The organism is Sphingorhabdus sp. YGSMI21 (genome assembly GCF_002776575.1).
Taxonomy (GTDB): domain Bacteria; phylum Pseudomonadota; class Alphaproteobacteria; order Sphingomonadales; family Sphingomonadaceae; genus Parasphingorhabdus.
Genome location: NZ_CP022548.1, coordinates 158282 through 177171 on the forward strand (window position 1 = coordinate 158282; position 18890 = coordinate 177171).

The window sequence follows — 18890 nt, forward strand, 5'->3', positions numbered from 1 at the left end:
TATCCAGCAAAATTGCCGGATCAGACAGGCCCAAGCCCCCTCTCCTCTCTCATCAGGAAGTCAGACTATCAATATAACTTGCAATTCTGGAACTGTACTCCATAAATGCAAGGATGATTAACCGCCGAATCCACGATATTTTGCTCGAAAGACTGGATGAAAGTCCAGCGGTAGCCTTGCTTGGGCCGCGTCAGGTGGGCAAAACGACGCTTGCGCAAGAAATTGGTGAAAGCGGTCCTTCCCTCTATCTCGATCTGGAATCGGATGCTGACCGGTCCCGATTAAGAGAACCGGAGCTTTATCTCGGCAATCATGAAGACAAGCTTGTAATCCTCGACGAAGTTCACCGTGTTCCGGATCTTTTCCAAAACTTGCGCGGATTGATTGACAAAGGACGTAAAAAAGGAAGGCGCACAGGCCGGTTCCTCCTGTTAGGGTCAGCATCTCTGGATCTGATGCGCCAGTCGGGTGAAAGCCTGGCCGGCCGTATTTCCTATCTGGAAATGCGTCCACTTGACCCGCTGGAAGTTAATCCGGATGATTTGAACGCACTTTGGGTAAGGGGCGGATTCCCGGACAGTTATCTTGCCAAAAACAATCAGACGAGCCTGCGCTGGCGCAGGGATTTTGTCCGAAGTTATCTGGAGCGTGACATCCCGCAACTGGGGCCGAGAATTGCCGCTGAGACACTAAGGCGTTTCTGGGTCATGCTCGCGCATCATCAGTCCGGCCTGTTAAATGCTGCCGACTTCGCAAGGTCATTGGGAGTCGATGGAAAAACGGTTGCATCCTATCTCGACTTGATGGTTGATCTGTTGCTCGTTCGTCGTCTTGAACCCTGGCACAATAATACCGGCAAAAGACTGGTCAAATCTCCGCGTGTTTATGTACGTGATAGCGGCATTGTTCACGCGCTACTGGGAATAGACAATCTCGAAGCCCTGCTTGGTCACCCGGTCGCCGGAGCGAGCTGGGAAGGATTTGTCATCGAAAGCCTGATCGCTGCCGCACCCGAAGCTACGCTGGCTAATTTTTACAGGACATCGGCAGGAGCGGAAATCGATCTCCTTTTGACGCTGCCCACAGGCAAACGATGGGCGATTGAGATCAAGCGAAGCTTGACGCCAAAATTGGAAAGAGGCTTTTACAACGCCTGCGACGACATACGTCCGGATCGCAAGCTTGTCATATATCCAGGTTCCGAAAGCTATCCCCATTCCGAGGATATTGAAATTGGATCACTTCCGGAAGTAGCCCGTCAACTGGCCGCAATCCGATAATCCCCAACTATTATGATTTACACAAAAAGAAGCGGCTTGCCTCGAAAGGCAAGCCGCTTCAGCCAAAAGACCACCTGTCAGGAGGAGGATCAGGCAGCCTTATCAGCTATCTCAGGTACATCTTCCGATACCTCGTGTTCCGAAACATCATCTTCGAAAACTTCATCAACCGCTAGCGGATCAGCAAAGCGCATCGCGTCAGGAACCCAACGCGCAGCTTGCTGCTTGACCTCGGCCTCTGCAATGAAGTTTCCGGAGAAGATGCGTTCGGCCGTTGCTGCAAGATCGGCCTTTTTGGATGCGCCGTAGCGGTTTGAAAGTTCCAGACCGCCAACCTCTTGCATGCCGCCAAGCGTTTTGGCCTTGGGTACACGGTCAAAATAATTGGCCGCAGTCGGGCGCCACCAAGCTGCCATATCGATTTCCAGCACGCGTCCGAGATAATCATGCAGCGGCACTTGCCGGTCGCCTTCAACATTCAGGCTCGCAATCAGCGTTCGCGAGACAACATGGCCGAGCCACGCGCTGCGCGCGTCATCGCTGAGCTCCCGAAATGCCACGAAACGCTCGACATCGGTAGTGCTAGCTTTCCAACTTTCATCCAGCGATCCGCGCAATTCCGCTAGGCTTGCACTTGCCGGTGCATCCTTTGCCTCGAAATTATGCGCCGGACCATTTGCAACAGGGCCTTTCAGCGTCGATGCCTCCTGTGCCCGCCAGTCATGGCTGTCGCTATCCGCAAGCGTAAAGATCATAAAATCGAGCGCGAGCGCCGGATCGCTTGCCACATGAAGCGACAAAATATCGCGCCGCTGCATCGCCAGTTCATCGACAAGGCGTTTGGAAAGCGCCGTGCGCTTGGGTTGGGCGGCCTCGCCTTCCTCGACTAGTTCAACGCCTTCATCTTCATGCTCGACATCAACCTTGTCCGTATAATATTGCGGAACCAATGTCGGTATCCCGTCGTTACCAAGTGCCAGAAAAGCGCCTGCTTCGCTGCGAAGCGCATCGGCCAGAACTGGTTTGCGATCATCCAGCGAGCGCATTTCCTGTTCGATTTCCGACACGCGTTTCTCGGCTGCGAAAACGTCATCTTCGCTGCTGTCTTCATTTTCGAGGATGACAGCTTCGCCGTCATATTCGATTTCCAATTCAGACAGACGCGCGATTGCCTCCTCGCTAAGCGGTTCAAGCTCGGTAGGAAGCCGGTTCAAGCCTTCGACAAGTTCATGCGAGACATAACAGTCGAGCGTCGGCTTTACCCAAGCAAGACCATGCTGATCTTTGATCTCGTCGGATCGCCATTCCATTTTCTCAGCAGCGAGACGTTCAAGAAGAGCAACGTCAACCCAGCTTTCAGTTTCATCATCATCGAAGAGCTCCCGGTCGATCTTGCCGCCTGCCTCGAGATAAGCATCGCGTCCGACCAGAACGGCGCGGGGATCGCTGGCCTGGACACTGGCGTCCAGAACCATGCGCCGGATGCTGTCGGAATTTACGCTGTAATATCCTCCAGAGACTTCCTCGAACACCTGGGCCTGACGTTCGACATCCGAGGTCGCGCCGTAAGCTTTTGCAATATCAAGCGTGATGTCACCGCTTGCCAACGCCTCAAAAACCACTGGTGCAAGTTTGGCGAGCCGCAAACGCCCTTCGACAAAGCGAACCGTCTGACCAAAGCGAATGGCGACGTCTTCGACACTTGCGCCCTCATTCACAATATCCTGAAACGCTTCGGCTTCATCGGCTGGGTTGAGTTTTACGCGCTGGAAATTTTCGGCCAGACTGATTTCTCGGATTTCATGCGCCTCGCCGTTTTTGACCAAGCACGTAATCGGCTCGGTCTTCTTAATCGCCTTATCCTTGGCAAGTGCCTTCAACTGTTTGAGACGCCGACCACCTGCTGTGACCTCAAATTTGCCGCGCGCAATCGCGTTAACGACGAGGTTTTGTAACAATCCTCGCGCTGCAATGTCCGCCTTCAGCCATGCATCGGCTACGGGATCAGACCGCTTGCGGACGTTTTTCCTGGATTCTACAAGCTTGTTAAGTGGAATGGATTTGAACATTTTTTAACTCCTGATTGATCGAACCAACGTTTTTCGGCGACCATCGCCAAAACCGGGTTCAAAAGAGCCAAGCCTCCTCCCCTCTCATTTTTAGGGATCACGCGTTCGCTTTCTGGTGGTTTGAGATTGAGGGAGAGCGGAAGCGCTTAGGCAGTCAGTTTTTCCAGTATCTGCGCTGCTTCATTGACCGGCACGAATAGACGCGTGCGGTAGCGGATAATCTCGGTGAAACAGCCTTTGGATTTATACCAGACGAGCCGCTCGGCTGAAAAGCCCGTCAGTTCCAGTCGCTGGCTGCCATTGACCAGTGAGCGTTTGGCCATAAGGTCATCATGGCTTTGAACTGAAAACGGCTTGCCGCTTTGCATCACCATTTCTGCAATCCGGGAGGGATTGATAGTCTGGTTCATGTCGAGACCAAAGGCCCGTGCGAGATCAGCCATATCGAGTTCGGAAATTTCGCGGCCAATGATCGAACGCCCGTCGCTCGCTGCAATGCGGGTGACACGAACAAACTCTCCGGGGATTTTATTCCAGACTGGCAGCAGTAATCCGGTGGCGAGATGTACGCGTTCATGGGCCGTTTCCATCGCCGCTTGTTCTTCCTCATCCATCCAGCCTTTTCGGAAGCTTTTGAAATCGACCTGCTCCCAAAGGCTTTCCGACAAAGCTTCGAGTGTCCAATTTACCGATTTTAGCGGCCTGATCAGGCGGCGGCGTTCGATTGTCTCTCCCTCATCGGTGATCATACGCCGGGTCGGAATAGATAAGGCGACACCGCCCGAGCGCGCGTTTTGCAGCAGATGGATATTTGGCAAGCTGAAATCATATAGTTGGTACAGTCGCTTGAAACGGAGCGGTTTAAGCGGGCGCTGTGTTTCCAAGGTCACAAGATGCGTGGTTGCGCCAGAAATACCATCCGTTCGCAGAAGCTTGTCTGACATAATTTCAAATGTATCAACCGCAATGGTTTCAACGCCCATATCCAAAGTTCCCGCTTCACGCGCCGCTTCGACGCGGGCTTCGATCAGCGACAGATATTCATCAAATATTGCATTCTGCAGAGCGATGGGCAGCGCCAATATCCGGTTTAGCCAGCGCTGGATGGTTGGCAGTTTTTCAGCCAGATCACCATCGGGTGTTTCAAGCTTAAGGCCCGTGACATCCTGAAAGCGGTCCAGTGATACGGCATCCAATTTACCTGCATAAAGCAGGTGGAACCAGCTAGTGAGCGCGTCGCGAGCATATTCGCTTTCAAGATTATCAGCCGGGTTAAACAGGTTTTGACCGCCTGTTTGTCTTTGGCCGCGAGTCAAAGCGCCAAGGCTGTCGAGGCGCCGGGCGATGGTGGAGATAAAACGCCGTTCACCTTTGACATCAGTGGTTACGGGCCGAAAGAGCGGCGCGGATGCCTGGTTGGTACGATTGGTGCGGCCCAAACCCTGTATGGCATTGTCGGCCCGCCAGCCCGGCTCGAGCAAGAAATGCACGCGCCGCTGCTGGTTTTGTACGTCCAGATCGGCATGATAGGACCGGCCTGTCCCGCCTGCGTCAGAAAATATAAGCACGCGCTTCTCGCCGTCCATAAAGCTCTGAGCTTCGATTAAATTCGACCGCGCCGTGCGGCGTTCGAGACGTTGACGTCCGTCGCTGCCATTTACAAGCCTGCGGGTCCGGCCCGTCACTTCGGCAACATGATCTGTTCCAAAACGTTCGATTACCGCATCAAGCGCCGCCCAAATGGGCGGAAGCGCGCACAGCTTTTCGATCATCGCGTCTCTTGCCTGAACGGCGCGCGGGCAGAGGACTGGATGGCCTTCCGAAGTGGACATAGGCTCTGATCGCAAGTTGCCGTCATCATCGAGGAACACCTGCATCAAACGGACCGGAAAACTTTTGGCCAGATAATCAATGACATATTCGCGCGGGGACAGGTCGATATCAAGCTGCTCGCGTTCTTCAGCACTGAGATCGGCAAGTCTGCGGTTGAGCATTGCCTCGGCGGTCGAGACAAGCTGCACAACGGCGGAATGTCCCTCTTCCAATGCCTGTTCGATCGCCGGGAGCAGGCTGGGAAGTTTCATCGATAGCAGCAGCTGCGCGAAGAAACGCTGCTTGGTACCCTCGAATATCGAAAGCGCCGCTGCTTTTGCATTTCGGTTAAGCGTATCGCCGCTATCCTCATCAACGATCCGCGTGGCTTCAAGGGCCGCCTCGAGATTCTTGTGAATAATCGCCCAAGCCCCGGCATAACTATCGTAAACCGATATTTGTTCCTTGGTCAGTTCATGTTCGAGAAGCTCATATTCAACGCCCGCGAAGGACAAGGCGCGGGCCAGATAGAGACCTTGGGATTTAAGGTCGCGCACGACCAGTTCCATCGCAGAAATACCGCCCGCTCGGATATCGGTGAGGAACGTGTCATAATTGGGAAAGGCGGTTTCCGGTCCCCACAATCCAAGACGCGCCGCATAACCAAGGTTGGCAATATCAGATGCGCCGGTTGCTGATGCATATAATACTCGCGCGCTGGGCAGAAGATTTTGAAGACGCAGACCTGCAATGCCCTGTTCGGATCCTTTGACTTTGCCGCGGCTTCCCGTTCCCCCCAGCGCACCCGCCATCGCATGAGCTTCATCAAAGGCTATGACGCCATCAAATTCCTGCCCTGCCCATTCCAATATTTGAGCAAGTCTAGTCGTATCCATCCTGCCCGAGCGCAGCGTTGGATAGGTGACAAATAAAATCCCGCCTGACATTGAAATCGGCCTTCCCAGCTTCCAGCTCGAAAGCGACTGGATATCAAGCGGCAAGCCGCCGAGCGCGGACCAGTCCCGGCGGGCGTCCTCAAGCAAGGTCTCGTTTTTGGTAATCCAGATATGACGGCAATGACCCTGCAGCCACCGGTCCATGATGACACTAGCAATCTCTCGGCCCTTCCCCGCGCCAGTTCCATCACCTAGGAAGAAGCCAGTCCGATAACAGAAACCCTCTTCGGACGGTTCCAGCCCAGAGCCTTTGTTGATTGGCCTGTAAGTACCGGGCAAATCGCGGGCGAAGGCGTTTACTGCATAAATAAGCGTTTCGCATTGTGCATCGGAAAGAAGCTGTTTCTCCCGCCAGTCTGCCGGAACCAATGGCTGGTGCTGCGGGACTGGCGCAGCAACAGACCCCATCGCTACCGATTCCACCAGCGGTGTCGGGTGAACGGGAGCATTGGCGATTGATATCCGGCTTGGCCGATAGGCTAGATAAATGCCTTTTTGCTCCGGCGTTGGTGCCGCATCGCCGAGAACTTCAAAGATGAGTTTTTCGGATATTTGCGAGTCTGGAGAGGATTTGGAAACTGGCGCGACAGGGCGTTTCGAACGATCGTTCGATACCAGCGCGAATGGCTTTGCATTGGACCTGGAAGTTTGCGCCGTTGGTTTGGAGGTAGCGCGAGCGGGCAAAGCACAGCAGGCTCTGTACAAACCCTCAAAATCAGCGATGTCGATTGGTGTTACGCATTGCTCGGAAACAAATTTATCGAAGACCACCAGGCGCACGGTGATGCCGGTTCCCCGGCGGGCGAAAGATCGCATGATGCGCGCATCCAAACGCAGAGCGCAGGGAGCAGGATCGTTTTTAGCAAATATGGTCGCGTCAAAGCCTTCGGGCATGATCGCGACAAGCCGTCCGCCTGGCGCCAGACGCCGCCAGGCAGAGCGCAAGTGCCGCAGGGCTGAGCGGTAGTCTTTGCCCCGTTCTGCGCTACGGGCAAATGGCGGGTTCATTATGACAAGATTTGGATTGTGGCGCGGTGGAAGCAGTTCGTCGATCAGCTCGCCATCGTGTGAGGAGAGCGGAGCGCCCGGAAACAGCTCGTTTAGACACGCACCGCGCAGGCCGTCGATCTCATTGAGGATTAGCTTCGCGCCAACAAGATGCGGCCAGATGGCGAGAATTCCCGTTCCCGCGGATGGCTCGAGTACGATATCTTCGGGCTTTGTGCCCGCTGCCAAAGCCATAGCCCAGGCAAGCCGGGCGGGGGTCGAAAACTGCTGGAGGGCAATCTGGTCATCATGCCGGTTATGTTGTGGCGGAAGAACTTGCTCCAGAGTTGCGAAGCATCTGTCGGCTTCAGCAAAATCGGAATGGAGTGAAATACCGGAATGATCACGAAGCCACATCAGTTCGGCCAGCTCGATAGCGCAGCCGGACATTTTTACCGACCAACCATCTGTCGCGTCGCTGCTTCCGGTGAAGGTCTTGAATATGGCATTAATGTCTTTTCGTGTGACTTGGGAACTTGTCTCTAGACGACCTGCTATTTCGTGAGCGGCTTTGATTATTATTTCGCTGGCCAGATCCTGTGTATCGTCAAGTTGCAACTGTGCGTTTTGTAGAGTCATGATGGTTTTCCTCCGTTAGGCACGGACAGACCTCAGACGGCCTTCTCGTGCACAAACAGCGAAAAGCCCCCTTTCCTCTGGATCACAGGTGGACCGGGTTAGGTGGAAGCTGCGTTTGCTCGAAACAACTCATTATTCCAGTCATCGCCGCGCCGGCTAGGCCGGCGCGCTATAATGGACCGGCCGGGCATCTGAAAATGTTCACGGGCCTTGGCTTCGGCAAGGTCGCCGCCAGCGTCATGATCCACGAAGAGATAAAGCTGCTTCACGCTTTCCGGGATGGTAACGATCCCAAAGCGCTCATTGCCCAATGTTGCCCAGGTCGGGATGCCGGTCAGCTGCGTCGCGGACATGGCGCTTTCTGTGCCTTCTGCCAATCCCAGAACACCATCTTTGGGTGGAAAAAGGCGCACAGCCCCGGTCCCGAGGGATCCGAGTGCGCGTTTGGGTTTTATGAAATCAGACTGGCCTGAACCATCGGGAAGCAGGAATGTACGGTGAATGGCCATAATATGCGCATCGGTGCGCACCGATGCCAGCATCGCTGGTAGAAAGCGGACATGGCTCTTGGGACCAAGCGGCGTGCGTTCGAGGAAGCGCAATTCTGGAGAAGTAATACTAATCAGGCGCTTTTTGAGATAAGTCCGGGCAATAGTTCCTTGCAGGCGCTGAGCCTGCCGCCAGAGTCGCTGTGCATTGGCGCTCGGCTTTATCTCTTTGGGACTTGTTGCGGGAATTGGAATGGAGCTTCCGCTGAACAGACTGCGCGCGGGCACACCTTGGCGCTCAAAACCCGCAAGCACCTCTTTCTGCGGACACCCCGCAAAACAGTGAAAGAGAATCGCGTTTCGGCCGATACTGACACCAAGCGACGGCGTATTATCATCATGTGCCGGGCAGCAGCACATTCCTTTGTCATTTTTCCAATAGCCTGAAAATTTTTCACAAATCTGTCTGGCAGTATTCTCGAGGGATGATGTGGGATTAGTCAGGACGTTACGGGACATCGAGGAGTTCCTTGCATCTGCGCCAGTTCTCCCCTTCCCGGCAGCCTCCCCTCTTCAACACGTAAGAAAACACTTTCCTACAGCTATATGTTCTATTTATGTTCTCATCCGATTCGATACAAGATGGAGATGAATTTTGGCAAAGAAGCTATCAATGGGACTGCTTACAATAGCGATGTGTTCAAGCGTGACATGGGCGCAGGATGTGAGTTTACAAGAAAGCAATGCCCCCACTGAACGGGAAGCTCTGGATCAACACGCAAGTGAAAAACCCACGTTTCGGTTGTTCCAGCATGGAATTTGGCAACCGGAAAATCAGCTAAAGCCCGTGACTGGAGCACCGACAAATCATGAAGGTACTAAAACCAATCTACAACCAAGAAAGCTTACAGGACTAAGCCGATCAGCCTCGTCAAGGCGGTTTATTTACCTAACCTCCATCCGGGCAGCCGAAAAAAAACACGCCCTACCCTTTGGGTTGCTCGACGCTCTAATTTGGCAGGAATCGCGGTACAATCCTATGGCTGTTAGTTCTGCTGGTGCTGGCGGTCTTACGCAGTTGATGCCTGGAACCGCATTAGACCTTGGGGTTGAGAACCGGTTCGATCCTTCCGCCAATATTGACGGGGGAGCACGGTATCTCAAGCAAATGCTGGATAAGTTTGGGGGGATTCACCTAGCGCTGGCGGCATATAATGCCGGACCTAACGCCGTGCTGAAAGCCAATGGCATTCCCCGATACCAGGAAACACGGAATTACGTAAAGAAGGTCCTTGCGCGCTGGACAGAATCGGGGCTGTAGGACAGAGAACACTTGATCATGAACCATTCAAACTCAAACCGCCTTCGGCTAACCGGTAAACTCATCAAAGGCGAACGCCACTATTTGCTTCAATGCGCAGATGAAAATGTTTGGCGGTTAAACTTTTTGGACGTGAAAACCCCAAAGGACGGCACCCAAGTGATCATTGAAGGCGTTCAATCCGGTGTTGACGGGATTGAAGTGGACTGGATTGGTGTCAAAAATTGAATAATTGAATTTGCTAATCAAGCAGTTCAACAGCTTTTCTCTTATGCTCGGGAGCAAGATGCGCATAGCGCAAAGTCATTTCGTAATCGCTATGACCCAACAGCTCTCTGATAGCGTTCAAATCCACTCCCGCCATAGCCAAGCGGGACGCAAAATGATGCCGCATGTCATGCCAACGAAAATTGACAATTCCCGCTTGTTCTAAGATTGCTGTCCACGATTTTTTCACATTGTTAAAACGCATTCCATCAGCATTTTGAAATACCCTGCCCGATGATTTTGCGCATTGTTTCTGCCAACGGCCAAGAACTTCCAAGCAAGTGCGGTTCATGGGAATATGTCTCGTTTTTCCTGACTTCGCCGTTTCACCAACAACAGCAATTGATCTCACGGTAAAATCGACATGCTGCCACTTAAGATCGAATACCTCCCCTCGCCGCATACCGGTGTGCAGCGAAAGTATGATCATTGGCTTGAGGTGATCTGTGAACGCGCACTTCTTAAAGTCAGGAAGTCGGCGATAGCCGCGTTCACTTCGCCACCGGTTTGCACTGTCCCGTTCACCGCACCTGCGTTCCTCGCGGCGATCTAACGATTCGAGCAGCAACTTCAGTTCTTCATCATTGAGATAGCGAACACGCGGCCTGGTATCCTCTCTTGCCTTCTTCACTTTGGCGATTGGATTTTGTTCAATGATCTCAAAATCGACAGCTCGGTTAAAGACTGCTTTTATGGATGCGATGTCGCGATTGGTGGTTGTTGTTTTGTTTCCCACAGCAATTCGGCTAGCTCTCCACCGCTCCAGATCAATAACATTGATATCATCCATTTTACTTTTCAGAAAATCTTTGAACACGGTTCGGATCCGCTTGATATTTTGCTCATGTGCCTTTTGATGAGATTGAGCCCAAGGTTGGAAAAATAGATCGATAAACTCACCGAGCGTGATTGCTCTGGCGTTTGATTTTTTCTCATCCATCGGATCAATACCGGAATGATACTGAGAAATGATTCGTTTAGCCTGATTTCTTGCTTGTCCAACGGCCATGGAGTCTGCGCGTCCTAGCCGCCAGCGCTTGCCGCGATCATATTCGCAGTAGAATGATTTTACGCCCGAAGGTTGCACCCGAACCAGAAAACCATTCAAACGGCTATCTCTAATTTCATAAGGTCTTTTAGCCAATTTGGCACGGTCTATGACAGCCTGTGTAAGTGCAGTTTGCACGGCCATTTCCTTTCTATCTCAACACACGCACTTTTTCTGTAAGTGCAATGTAAGTGCAAAATGATGAAATCTACCGGGATCAATGAGTACAAAACGGGAACGTCAAAATCAAGCTATCTTTTTGATTTTATTGCAATTATAGTCCCAAATCATACCAAACCGTCCCAGTAAATATCACGCATTTATCAACTGGGGGTGTGGGGGTCGGAGGTTCGAATCCTCTCGTCCCGACCAATTGATTATCTTTCCCAACCAGAAACCGCAATTTTCCTCGACTTTGAGGCCGTCCCAACATGCGGTTGAGAAACCAGAATCCCAAATTGTGCACCTTGATGTGCACATTTTCCAGTCACACGCCCTGCTTCCCAGCATCGGCCAGTCCGACATGAGTGTCTATCGGCGCGGCCAAACCTGCTGGTGGCGCCGACGCGTCGGTTTGGGAAATCCAGCAAAATTATCTATAATGCTCCGTATAACGCTAAAAACTCCGGATAAATCCGTAGCAAGGCGCATGGCACCTAGCCTAGATATGGAGCTTGAAATGATCGCAGTGAGATACCCAAATCAAGCGACAAGCTCTGATCCGAAAATGATCGCGGCTGTCTACAAAGAAGCTCCGGAATATAGCGCCGCTTGTGGGACAAATCGAGTTTCGGTCCAGTCATTGGAACTGAACGTGGGGGAACGCTTAGCGACACTAAGCATAGTCGACTGGTTCCACAGAATATGCTGATCTAAATTTATCCGGCTGCTCTTCGCACTCAAAATGCCGGCCGTTTATTATGCGCTCGGCGCGGATTGTGAGCAAGACGGGCGGATCGTTACAAGATGCCCAGGAAGTGGCATGGCACGAGGCTCCAAAGGCAAACGAACGTTACATAAAAGGCGATAGAGACGCTTAACCTATGCAAAGTGTGATGATCAGTTTGATCTGAAATAGCAGTGTTGGGACAGCTCGACAAACTATCAGCTAATATCTTCATCCTGAACCATCACCCAAAAGGGCGGTTGCGCCACTCCTTTAAATGACCGAGATGGTTCCAGATATCCGGGCGGGTGTGGCTCCGTCGTGAAAGGGGTAAATATATCCGGCCAATGCATACAAGCGATGACAATATCCGCAGGTTCAATGGATGGCAGCTCACCTGCTTCGGTGTTTTGACCGCGCCGTTGGCGATGGGCGGTCTGGCAATGGCCATGTATTTGCCAACTTATTATGCCGTCGATATGGGCCTTGGATTGGGTCTCGTCGGCGCAATATTCGTCTTGGGCCGGCTTCTGGATATCTTCACTGATCCGCTGATCGGCCACTGGAGCGACGAGACGCACTCCCGGTACGGGCCACGCAAACCCTGGATGGTCGCCGGAGTATTGGGCTTCAGCATCGCTGTTTATCTGTTCCTCGCGCCGCCGGACGCCGTCGGTCCCGCTTATCTGTTGCTGGCAAGCGGGCTTTATTTTTTATTCTATACGATATTGGACGTTCCATATTCATCGATCGGACTGGAAGTGTCACCTCATGTCGATGAACGCTCCTTGCTGGCGGGGTCGAAAGCGATATTCCAGGTGGTCGGGGCCGTATTGGCTGCAGCGCTGCCTTTCATTCTTGGATATTCCGTCGGCGAAGCGCTGAACGCGATTGCATGGTCGATAATCGCGCTCTGCTTCATCGGCCTGATATTGTTTCTGTCGTTCGTACCGACCCCGGTCAGGGCCATCGAAAGCCCGCGACTAACCGCCATCGCGGCTTTGAAATCGGTACTGTCCGACCGGCGCTACCGCTATCTGCTCGGCAGCTTTCTCATCGTGCAGACCGCCAATTCTCTGGTCGCCGGCCTGATGGTCCTCTACGTTATCCATATCGTTGGCGCGACCGAACTGGTCGGGCTGTTCCTTGGCATATTGTTATTTTCATCGGCAGTTTTCCTGCCGCTCTGGATATATTTATCGAAGCGTTACAGCAAAAGAACATCCTGGATGACCGCCATTCTGCTGTGCGCGACAGCACTCGCCCTAGTGCCGTTTGTCGGTCGCGGCGATGTGACGGCCGCGATCATCGTCAGCCTGATCATAGGCAGCACTTTCGGCGCTGATGCGATCATGCCGACATCCATGCTGGCCGATATTGTTTACGAAAAAGAGCGCGACGGGAACAATCGCCTTGGCGGCCTCTATCTTGCGGTCAAAAACTCGGTATCCAAACTGTCCTTCATCGTGCCGATGGGGCTGGCCTTTCCAGTGCTGGGCTATATCGGCTTCGAAAAAACCGGGGCCGACGGTCCCAATGCGATGCTCACCTTCCTGTTCTTCTATTCGGCCTTGCCGATCTTGTTGCGGCTGACTGCATTATATGTGCTAAGAATCGGACCGGATTTTATAGTGGAGCAAAAGCGGGACAGTGCCATTGCCTGAACTGATCGAAAAATCGGCGGCCGATCTCGTCGAGCTCAGGATCGAACAGGCAACGATGCTGAAAAAGCGGGTCGGCGGTTCCTGCCTGATCGTCCAGTTCCTGATTACCTATACCGCCGCGATCATGTATTTTGTCAGCGGCCCCGACACCGCTACGCTCTGGCTCGCCAGCGGCACCACCATGGTGGTGGTTACCTTTCTCTATGCCAAGCTGAAGGCGCCCGGTGGCATAACCCGGGAAAACCACCACGCTTATCTGGTCGGGCATACGATTGTGTCCGCTCTGACGGGTATAGTCTGGGGGGGCGTGGCGATTTACCAGACTGATTTCCAGCTGGAATATACCGTCTTCACCGGCTGTTTGTTGGTGTCAAGCATAACGCTGGGCGGCATATTGCCGAGTTCGGCCTATCGACCCGGATATATCGCGTTGGCCTTGTTCGCGGTTCCGCCGTTCAGCGCCTACCTGATGATCAACGCGCCCGCACCATTCGGTCTGGTCGGCTTCGCGATGATGATCTATTTTGCTTTCGCCATGTTTTTGAGCGCACGGGTCGAAATCGAAACCAGGGACACGATTTCAGCACGACAGAAAGAGGAACTGACCGAGAGAGTCATCCAGCAAAACCGAACCATTCAGAGAGCGACCGAAGAGAAGACGCGCTTTTTGGCAGCAACCGGTCATGACCTTTCGCAGCCCTTGCAGTCGCAAGGATTTTTCATGCAGGCGCTGCGGGATAAACTGGATCGTCCGGACCAGATCGCGTTGCTCGACCAGGTACAGGACAGCTGGCGAGCGCAGAAGGAATTGTTGCAGGGCATTGTCGATGTTTCCCGCATCGACAGCGGCGCGATCATAGCCAAGCCGACAACGGTGAATATTGCGGATCTTTGCGAAAAACTGGCGAGAGAATTCCTCTCAGACAATAATGCCAAAATCGAGCTGGTTACGGATTTTGCAAATATTGAATCGGTAACCGACCCGGTCCTGTTCTCCCGCATCATTCGGAACATATTATCCAATGCCCAGAAATTTGTGCCAGCTGGCGGAAAAGTCGAATTTTCGCTGCGTCATGCCGGAGATCACGCGATCATAGAGATTTCTGACAACGGTCCGGGTATCCACGAGAAGGATCTCGAGCGGATATTCGACGAATATGTGCAGCTGGAAGCCAACGGTAGCAACACCCCCAAAGGGCTGGGCCTGGGCCTGGCGATCGTCAAACGCCTCTGCAGTTTGTTGGCCATCAGAATGACGATGGATTCCAAACTAGGGACCGGCACGCGATTCAGATTCACACTTCCGATCAGGACGAGCGGCCGGGTTTCGGAACGTCCCTATCAATCCCCGATCCAGCGGTTTGAACAATCGCCGCTGGTGGTGGTCGTCGACGATGATCTAGCGGTCCTGACATCGATGACCCAACTGCTGTCGACCTGGAACTGCCAGGTGATATCCGCAGCCACTCAAAAAGATGCGGTGCAACTGGTGAGCAGAACATCGGCCATTCCGGCGTTGCTGATTATCGACAAGCAACTGGACTATGACCAGCATGGCCTGGACCTTATCGAAATGCTCCGGGAAGAAATAAACCAGATCGTGCCGGCAATATTGATGAGCGGACAGATGGGCAAGATCGACATCGAGCGAGCCGGAACCGATATCGAGTTTCTTCACAAGCCGGTGGAGCCGGACGAGATATGGGCCATACTCGACCGGGTCATTTCTCGACCGCCGGAGCGCGATATACCGGTAAGCTAGATCAGCCCAAATGCCTGGGCGGCACGGACGCAGGCGGTGCGTTTGTTGACCTGCAGCAAATCGAAAATCTGGCGCAAATGGCTTTTCACTGTATTGGCGCTGATCCCCAGGCTGGTTGCGATTTCGGCATTTGAGGCGCCGTTGGAAATCAAATGCAGGACTTCCACCTGACGTTGGGTCAGAACGGGGACGCTTTCTAAATCATAAGGTTCGGTGACATCACCAAATTGCGAAACCTGTGCTTCTGCTCGGGAGTCTGCTGTGTCGGGAAAGCTGGTTTTCCCCGCCAATACCGTCTGTATCGCCGCCAGCAGAACCGCATCCTCTGCCGATTTGTGCACGAACCCGCTGACCCCTAGCTGCTTCATTTCCGAAATTGGCGGATAAGTGTTGATGCCGGACAATATCATAAGCGGAACAGAACATTGGTCGCGCAAGGCCTGCGCAAAAGCGAGGCCGTTCATGCTCGGCATGACCAGATCGCAAATGATCAGATTGAATTTTGCGCCATCATCGAGGGCCTTGAGCAGCGACACGGGCTCTTCAAAAGGGGTTACGACGAAGGGTTTGTCAAACTGCTCCAGCAACAATGTGAAGCCGGCCAGAAACAGACGGTGATCGTCGACTACCGCGATCTTCAGCAGGTCCTTCGTCTCTGGATTCAACTCGCGCAACCCCGTTGGTTTTCTACCAATATAATATTTTACCTCCGTTTGCAGTGAGGTTGACCTAGCGATAGTCACCATCACTCGAGAGGTCCAGCCTGATATTGAACCGCAGTCAGAGTTGCCGGCTTTCCCCCACAGATGACCCGGGTTTTTCCAGCCACCCTTTCGGGCGATACCGACGACCTTTTCTCCACGCTAGTTTCCAATCCGAATCGAACATCAATTCAGCGGGGGGAAATTAAAATGAAGATCAACAATCACGCAACGATAGCCAGCAAGGGGCGCAAGCAATTGCTCGCAATCCTGCTCCACAGTTCTTCCATTGCACTTGTCGCACTGGCCAGCTCTGCCGTCCATAGTCAGGAAGCCATGGCTCAGGTCGGTGAACCGGGGCCTCCGGGGCCTCCGGGTCCGGAAGGTCCTGTTGGTCCACAGGGCCCACAGGGTCCGGAAGGTGACGCCGGCGCTGACGGTGCGCCCGGCCGCCCCGGACCGCCTGGTCCACAGGGTCCGGAAGGTGACGCCGGCACTGACGGTGCGGACGGCGGCCCAGGACCGACTGGTCCACAGGGGGTACCTGGGCCAAAAGGTCCAGCAGGTGAGACTGGTGCTCAGGGGGTGCCTGGTCCAAAAGGTGACCCCGGTGAGACTGGTGCTCAGGGGGTACCTGGGCCAAAAGGTGAAGCCGGTGAGACTGGGCCTCAGGGGGTGCCTGGTCGAAAAGGTGACCCCGGTGAGACTGGTGCTCAGGGGGTACCTGGTCCAAAAGGTCCAGCAGGTGAGACTGGTGCTCAGGGGGTGCCTGGTCCAAAAGGTGACCCCGGTGAGACTGGTGCTCAGGGGGTGCCTGGGCCAAAAGGTGAAGCAGGTGAGGCTGGGCCTCAGGGGGTGCCTGGTCGAAAAGGTGACCCCGGTGAGACTGGTGCTCAGGGGGTACCTGGTCCAAAAGGTGAAGCCGGTGAGGCTGGGCCTCAGGGGGTGCCTGGTCGAAAAGGTGACCCCGGTGAGACTGGTGCTCAGGGGGTGCCTGGTCCAAAAGGTGAAGCCGGTGAGACTGGTGCTCAAGGGGTACCTGGGCCAAAAGGTGAAGCCGGTGAGACTGGTGCTCAAGGGGTACCTGGGCCAAAAGGTCCAGCAGGTGAGACTGGTGCTCAGGGGGTACCTGGGCCAAAAGGTGAAACCGGTGAGACTGGTGCTCAGGGGGTGCCTGGTCCAAAAGGTCCAGCAGGTGAGACTGGTGCTCAGGGGGTGCCTGGTCGAAAAGGTGACCCCGGTGAGACTGGTGCTCAGGGGGTACCTGGGCCAAAAGGTGAAACCGGTGAGACTGGTGCTCAGGGGGTGCCTGGTCCAAAAGGTCCAACAGGTGAGACTGGTGCAACTGGGCCCGTTGGTGCCGATGGTGCCGTCGGACCAGCCGGCCCTGTCGGCGCAACGGGCCCCGCAGGAGCCGACGGCGCGACCGGGCCTGCTGGCGCTACCGGGGCTGCCGGACCAAAAGGCGACACCGGTGCGACCGGGCCAACCGGTTTGACCGGTAAACCAGGCGCAGATGGTGCCGTAGGACCAGCCGGCCCTGTCGGCGCAACGGGCCCCGCAGGAGCTGACGGCGCGACCGGCCCTGTAGGCGCTACCGGCGCTGCCGGACCAAAAGGCGACACCGGTGCGACCGGGCCAACCGGTTTGACCGGTAAACCAGGCGCAGATGGTGCCGTAGGACCAGCCGGCCCTGTCGGCGCAACGGGCCCCGCAGGAGCCGACGGCGCGACCGGGCCTGCTGGCGCTACCGGCGCTGCCGGACCAAAAGGCGATACTGGTGCTCCCGGAGCCGATGGAGCAACGGGGGCGACTGGTGCGACTGGTCCGGCGGGCGCAGATGGTGCCGTAGGACCAGCCGGCCCTGTCGGCGCAACGGGTCCCGCAGGAGCCGACGGCGCTACCGGGCCAGCAGGCGCTACCGGCGCTGCCGGACCAAAAGGCGACACCGGTGCTCCTGGAGCCGATGGTGCGACCGGAGCAACCGGTGCGACCGGTCCGGCGGGCGCGGATGGTGCCGTCGGGCCAGCCGGTCCGGTCGGAGCAACGGGTCCCGCAGGTCCTGCCGGGGCCGATGGCGCTGACGGTGCCGAGGGGCCAGCAGGCAAAGATGGTTCTGACGGTGAAGATGGCGAGGACGGCCAAGACGGCGCCGACGGCAAAGACGGTCAGGACGGTGCTGAGGGGCCACAGGGTCCCGCTGGCGTTGACGGCAAAGATGGCGTCGATGGCAAAGATGGTGCCGATGGCAAGGACGGTGCAACCGGCCCGGCTGGCCCTGCTGGTCCTCCCGGAGACAGCGGAGTTTCGCCGGCGCAGATGCAAGTCATTACATCGGCAATCGATGCGAACACGCAGGCCATCGCAAATGTCCAGGGCAGCATCGGCGCCATAAACAACAGCGTTGGCAATGTCGCGGATATTCAGGTTCTTCAGGACCCGAATGCCGCTGAGGCGATTGGATCAGCTTTGGCATTCGGTCCACCGAGCACGGATGCGGCACCATTCACCACCGCCAGTGGGGTGGCCCGTCCGTTCGCCGCAGTGGTTGTCAGCGGCCCGACGATTGTGGACGGCATCAATCTCAACACCCAGCTGATCACGCAGAATAGTGCGGACATCCAGATCAACCGGACGGCAATCACCCAGAACGCGGTTGAGATATTGAACAATCGGCAACGGGTGGAATCGCTGAGCCAGCAGATTGACCAGATGGGCGCGGTTTTGGCCGCCAATACCAAAGCGATCGAGGAACTGAATGGCGGCCTTGCAGCGGTTGTCGCCCTGCCCAATGTCTCGCTTGGCAAGGACGAAAGCTTTGCCCTCAGCGGCGGCTTTAGTCTTTACGGAGAAAAAGTCGGTTTTGGCGGTGCCATTGCCATACGGGCTGATGAAAACTGGAGCGTCGGCCTTACCGTAGGCCATGGTGGCAGCAAAACGACCGGTGCCGTCCGGTTCCGTTTCGCGAGATAGTCGAGGCGTCTCCGGGCTACGGATGATGATATCCGTA

12 protein-coding genes are annotated in these 18890 nt (G+C 54.9%); 7 read left to right on the forward strand and 5 right to left on the reverse strand.

The window, feature by feature from the left end; translation table 11 throughout:
* Positions 1–113 precede the first annotated feature (113 nt).
* Entirely contained in the window at positions 114–1280 is a 1167-nt protein-coding gene (locus CHN51_RS00745; RefSeq protein ID WP_100092317.1) for an ATP-binding protein, read from the forward strand.
* Positions 1281–1369: 89 nt separating this feature from the next.
* Here the strand turns inward: CHN51_RS00745 and CHN51_RS00750 are convergent, their stop codons facing one another.
* From CHN51_RS00750 to CHN51_RS00760, 3 genes are all read right to left on the reverse strand, one after another.
* The gene (locus tag CHN51_RS00750; RefSeq protein WP_100092318.1) at positions 1370–3349 is read right to left on the reverse strand and encodes a ParB/RepB/Spo0J family partition protein; all 1980 of its coding nucleotides are present in this window, start codon (positions 3347–3349) and stop codon (positions 1370–1372) included.
* 146 nt (positions 3350–3495) lie between these two features.
* Positions 3496–7554: a strawberry notch-like NTP hydrolase domain-containing protein gene (locus CHN51_RS00755; RefSeq protein WP_240616819.1), complete on the reverse strand. Its 4059-nt coding sequence runs from the start codon at positions 7552–7554 to the stop codon at positions 3496–3498.
* Between the two features lie 287 nt (positions 7555–7841).
* Entirely contained in the window at positions 7842–8750 is a 909-nt protein-coding gene (locus CHN51_RS00760) for a toprim domain-containing protein (RefSeq protein ID WP_100092320.1), read from the reverse strand.
* Between the two features lie 136 nt (positions 8751–8886).
* On the opposite strand from CHN51_RS00760, the gene CHN51_RS00765 reads away from it, so the two are divergent.
* Both CHN51_RS00765 and CHN51_RS19450 read left to right on the forward strand, forming a co-directional pair.
* Complete coding sequence (locus CHN51_RS00765; RefSeq protein ID WP_240616820.1) at positions 8887–9552, forward strand: lytic transglycosylase domain-containing protein; 666 nt, start codon at positions 8887–8889, stop codon at positions 9550–9552.
* 18 nt (positions 9553–9570) lie between these two features.
* On the forward strand, positions 9571–9780 hold the full coding sequence (locus CHN51_RS19450) for a DUF5818 domain-containing protein (RefSeq protein ID WP_123906201.1): 210 nt from the start codon (positions 9571–9573) through the stop codon (positions 9778–9780).
* Between the two features lie 13 nt (positions 9781–9793).
* Here CHN51_RS19450 and CHN51_RS00770 read toward each other — a convergent pair whose 3' ends face one another.
* Positions 9794–11005 (reverse strand): tyrosine-type recombinase/integrase, encoded by a 1212-nt coding sequence (locus CHN51_RS00770; RefSeq protein ID WP_164088932.1) that lies wholly within the window; start codon positions 11003–11005, stop codon positions 9794–9796.
* 1095 nt (positions 11006–12100) lie between these two features.
* Between CHN51_RS00770 and CHN51_RS00780 the strand changes: the two genes are divergently transcribed.
* A complete protein-coding gene (locus CHN51_RS00780; RefSeq protein ID WP_100092322.1) occupies positions 12101–13417 on the forward strand; it encodes an MFS transporter in 1317 nt (438 codons plus the stop codon).
* A complete protein-coding gene (locus CHN51_RS00785; RefSeq protein WP_100092323.1) occupies positions 13410–15179 on the forward strand; it encodes a hybrid sensor histidine kinase/response regulator in 1770 nt (589 codons plus the stop codon). Before CHN51_RS00780 ends, CHN51_RS00785 begins: the two co-directional genes overlap by 8 nt.
* Here the strand turns inward: CHN51_RS00785 and CHN51_RS00790 are convergent.
* Positions 15176–15844, reverse strand: a complete 669-nt coding sequence (locus CHN51_RS00790) for a response regulator transcription factor (RefSeq protein ID WP_164088935.1) — start codon at positions 15842–15844, stop codon at positions 15176–15178. The genes CHN51_RS00785 and CHN51_RS00790 overlap by 4 nt on opposite strands.
* Positions 15845–16454: 610 nt before the next feature.
* Here CHN51_RS00790 and CHN51_RS20280 point away from each other — a divergent pair.
* On the forward strand, positions 16455–17378 hold the full coding sequence (locus CHN51_RS20280) for a hypothetical protein (protein ID WP_206170200.1): 924 nt from the start codon (positions 16455–16457) through the stop codon (positions 17376–17378).
* A complete protein-coding gene (locus tag CHN51_RS19965) occupies positions 17375–18853 on the forward strand; it encodes an exosporium protein (RefSeq protein ID WP_240616972.1) in 1479 nt (492 codons plus the stop codon). The genes CHN51_RS20280 and CHN51_RS19965 overlap by 4 nt, the downstream gene beginning before the upstream one ends.
* The last annotated feature ends 37 nt before the right edge of the window (positions 18854–18890 follow it).

Coding starts and splice junctions, on each gene's coding strand:
- CHN51_RS00745 (WP_100092317.1), top strand. CDS start 114: ATGATTAACCGCCGAATCCACGATATTTTGCTCGAAAGACTGGATGAA.
- CHN51_RS00750 (WP_100092318.1), bottom strand. CDS start 3,349: ATGTTCAAATCCATTCCACTTAACAAGCTTGTAGAATCCAGGAAAAAC.
- CHN51_RS00755 (WP_240616819.1), bottom strand. CDS start 7,554: ATGTCCGGCTGCGCTATCGAGCTGGCCGAACTGATGTGGCTTCGTGAT.
- CHN51_RS00760 (WP_100092320.1), bottom strand. CDS start 8,750: ATGTCCCGTAACGTCCTGACTAATCCCACATCATCCCTCGAGAATACT.
- CHN51_RS19450 (WP_123906201.1), top strand. CDS start 9,571: ATGAACCATTCAAACTCAAACCGCCTTCGGCTAACCGGTAAACTCATC.
- CHN51_RS00780 (WP_100092322.1), top strand. CDS start 12,101: ATGCATACAAGCGATGACAATATCCGCAGGTTCAATGGATGGCAGCTC.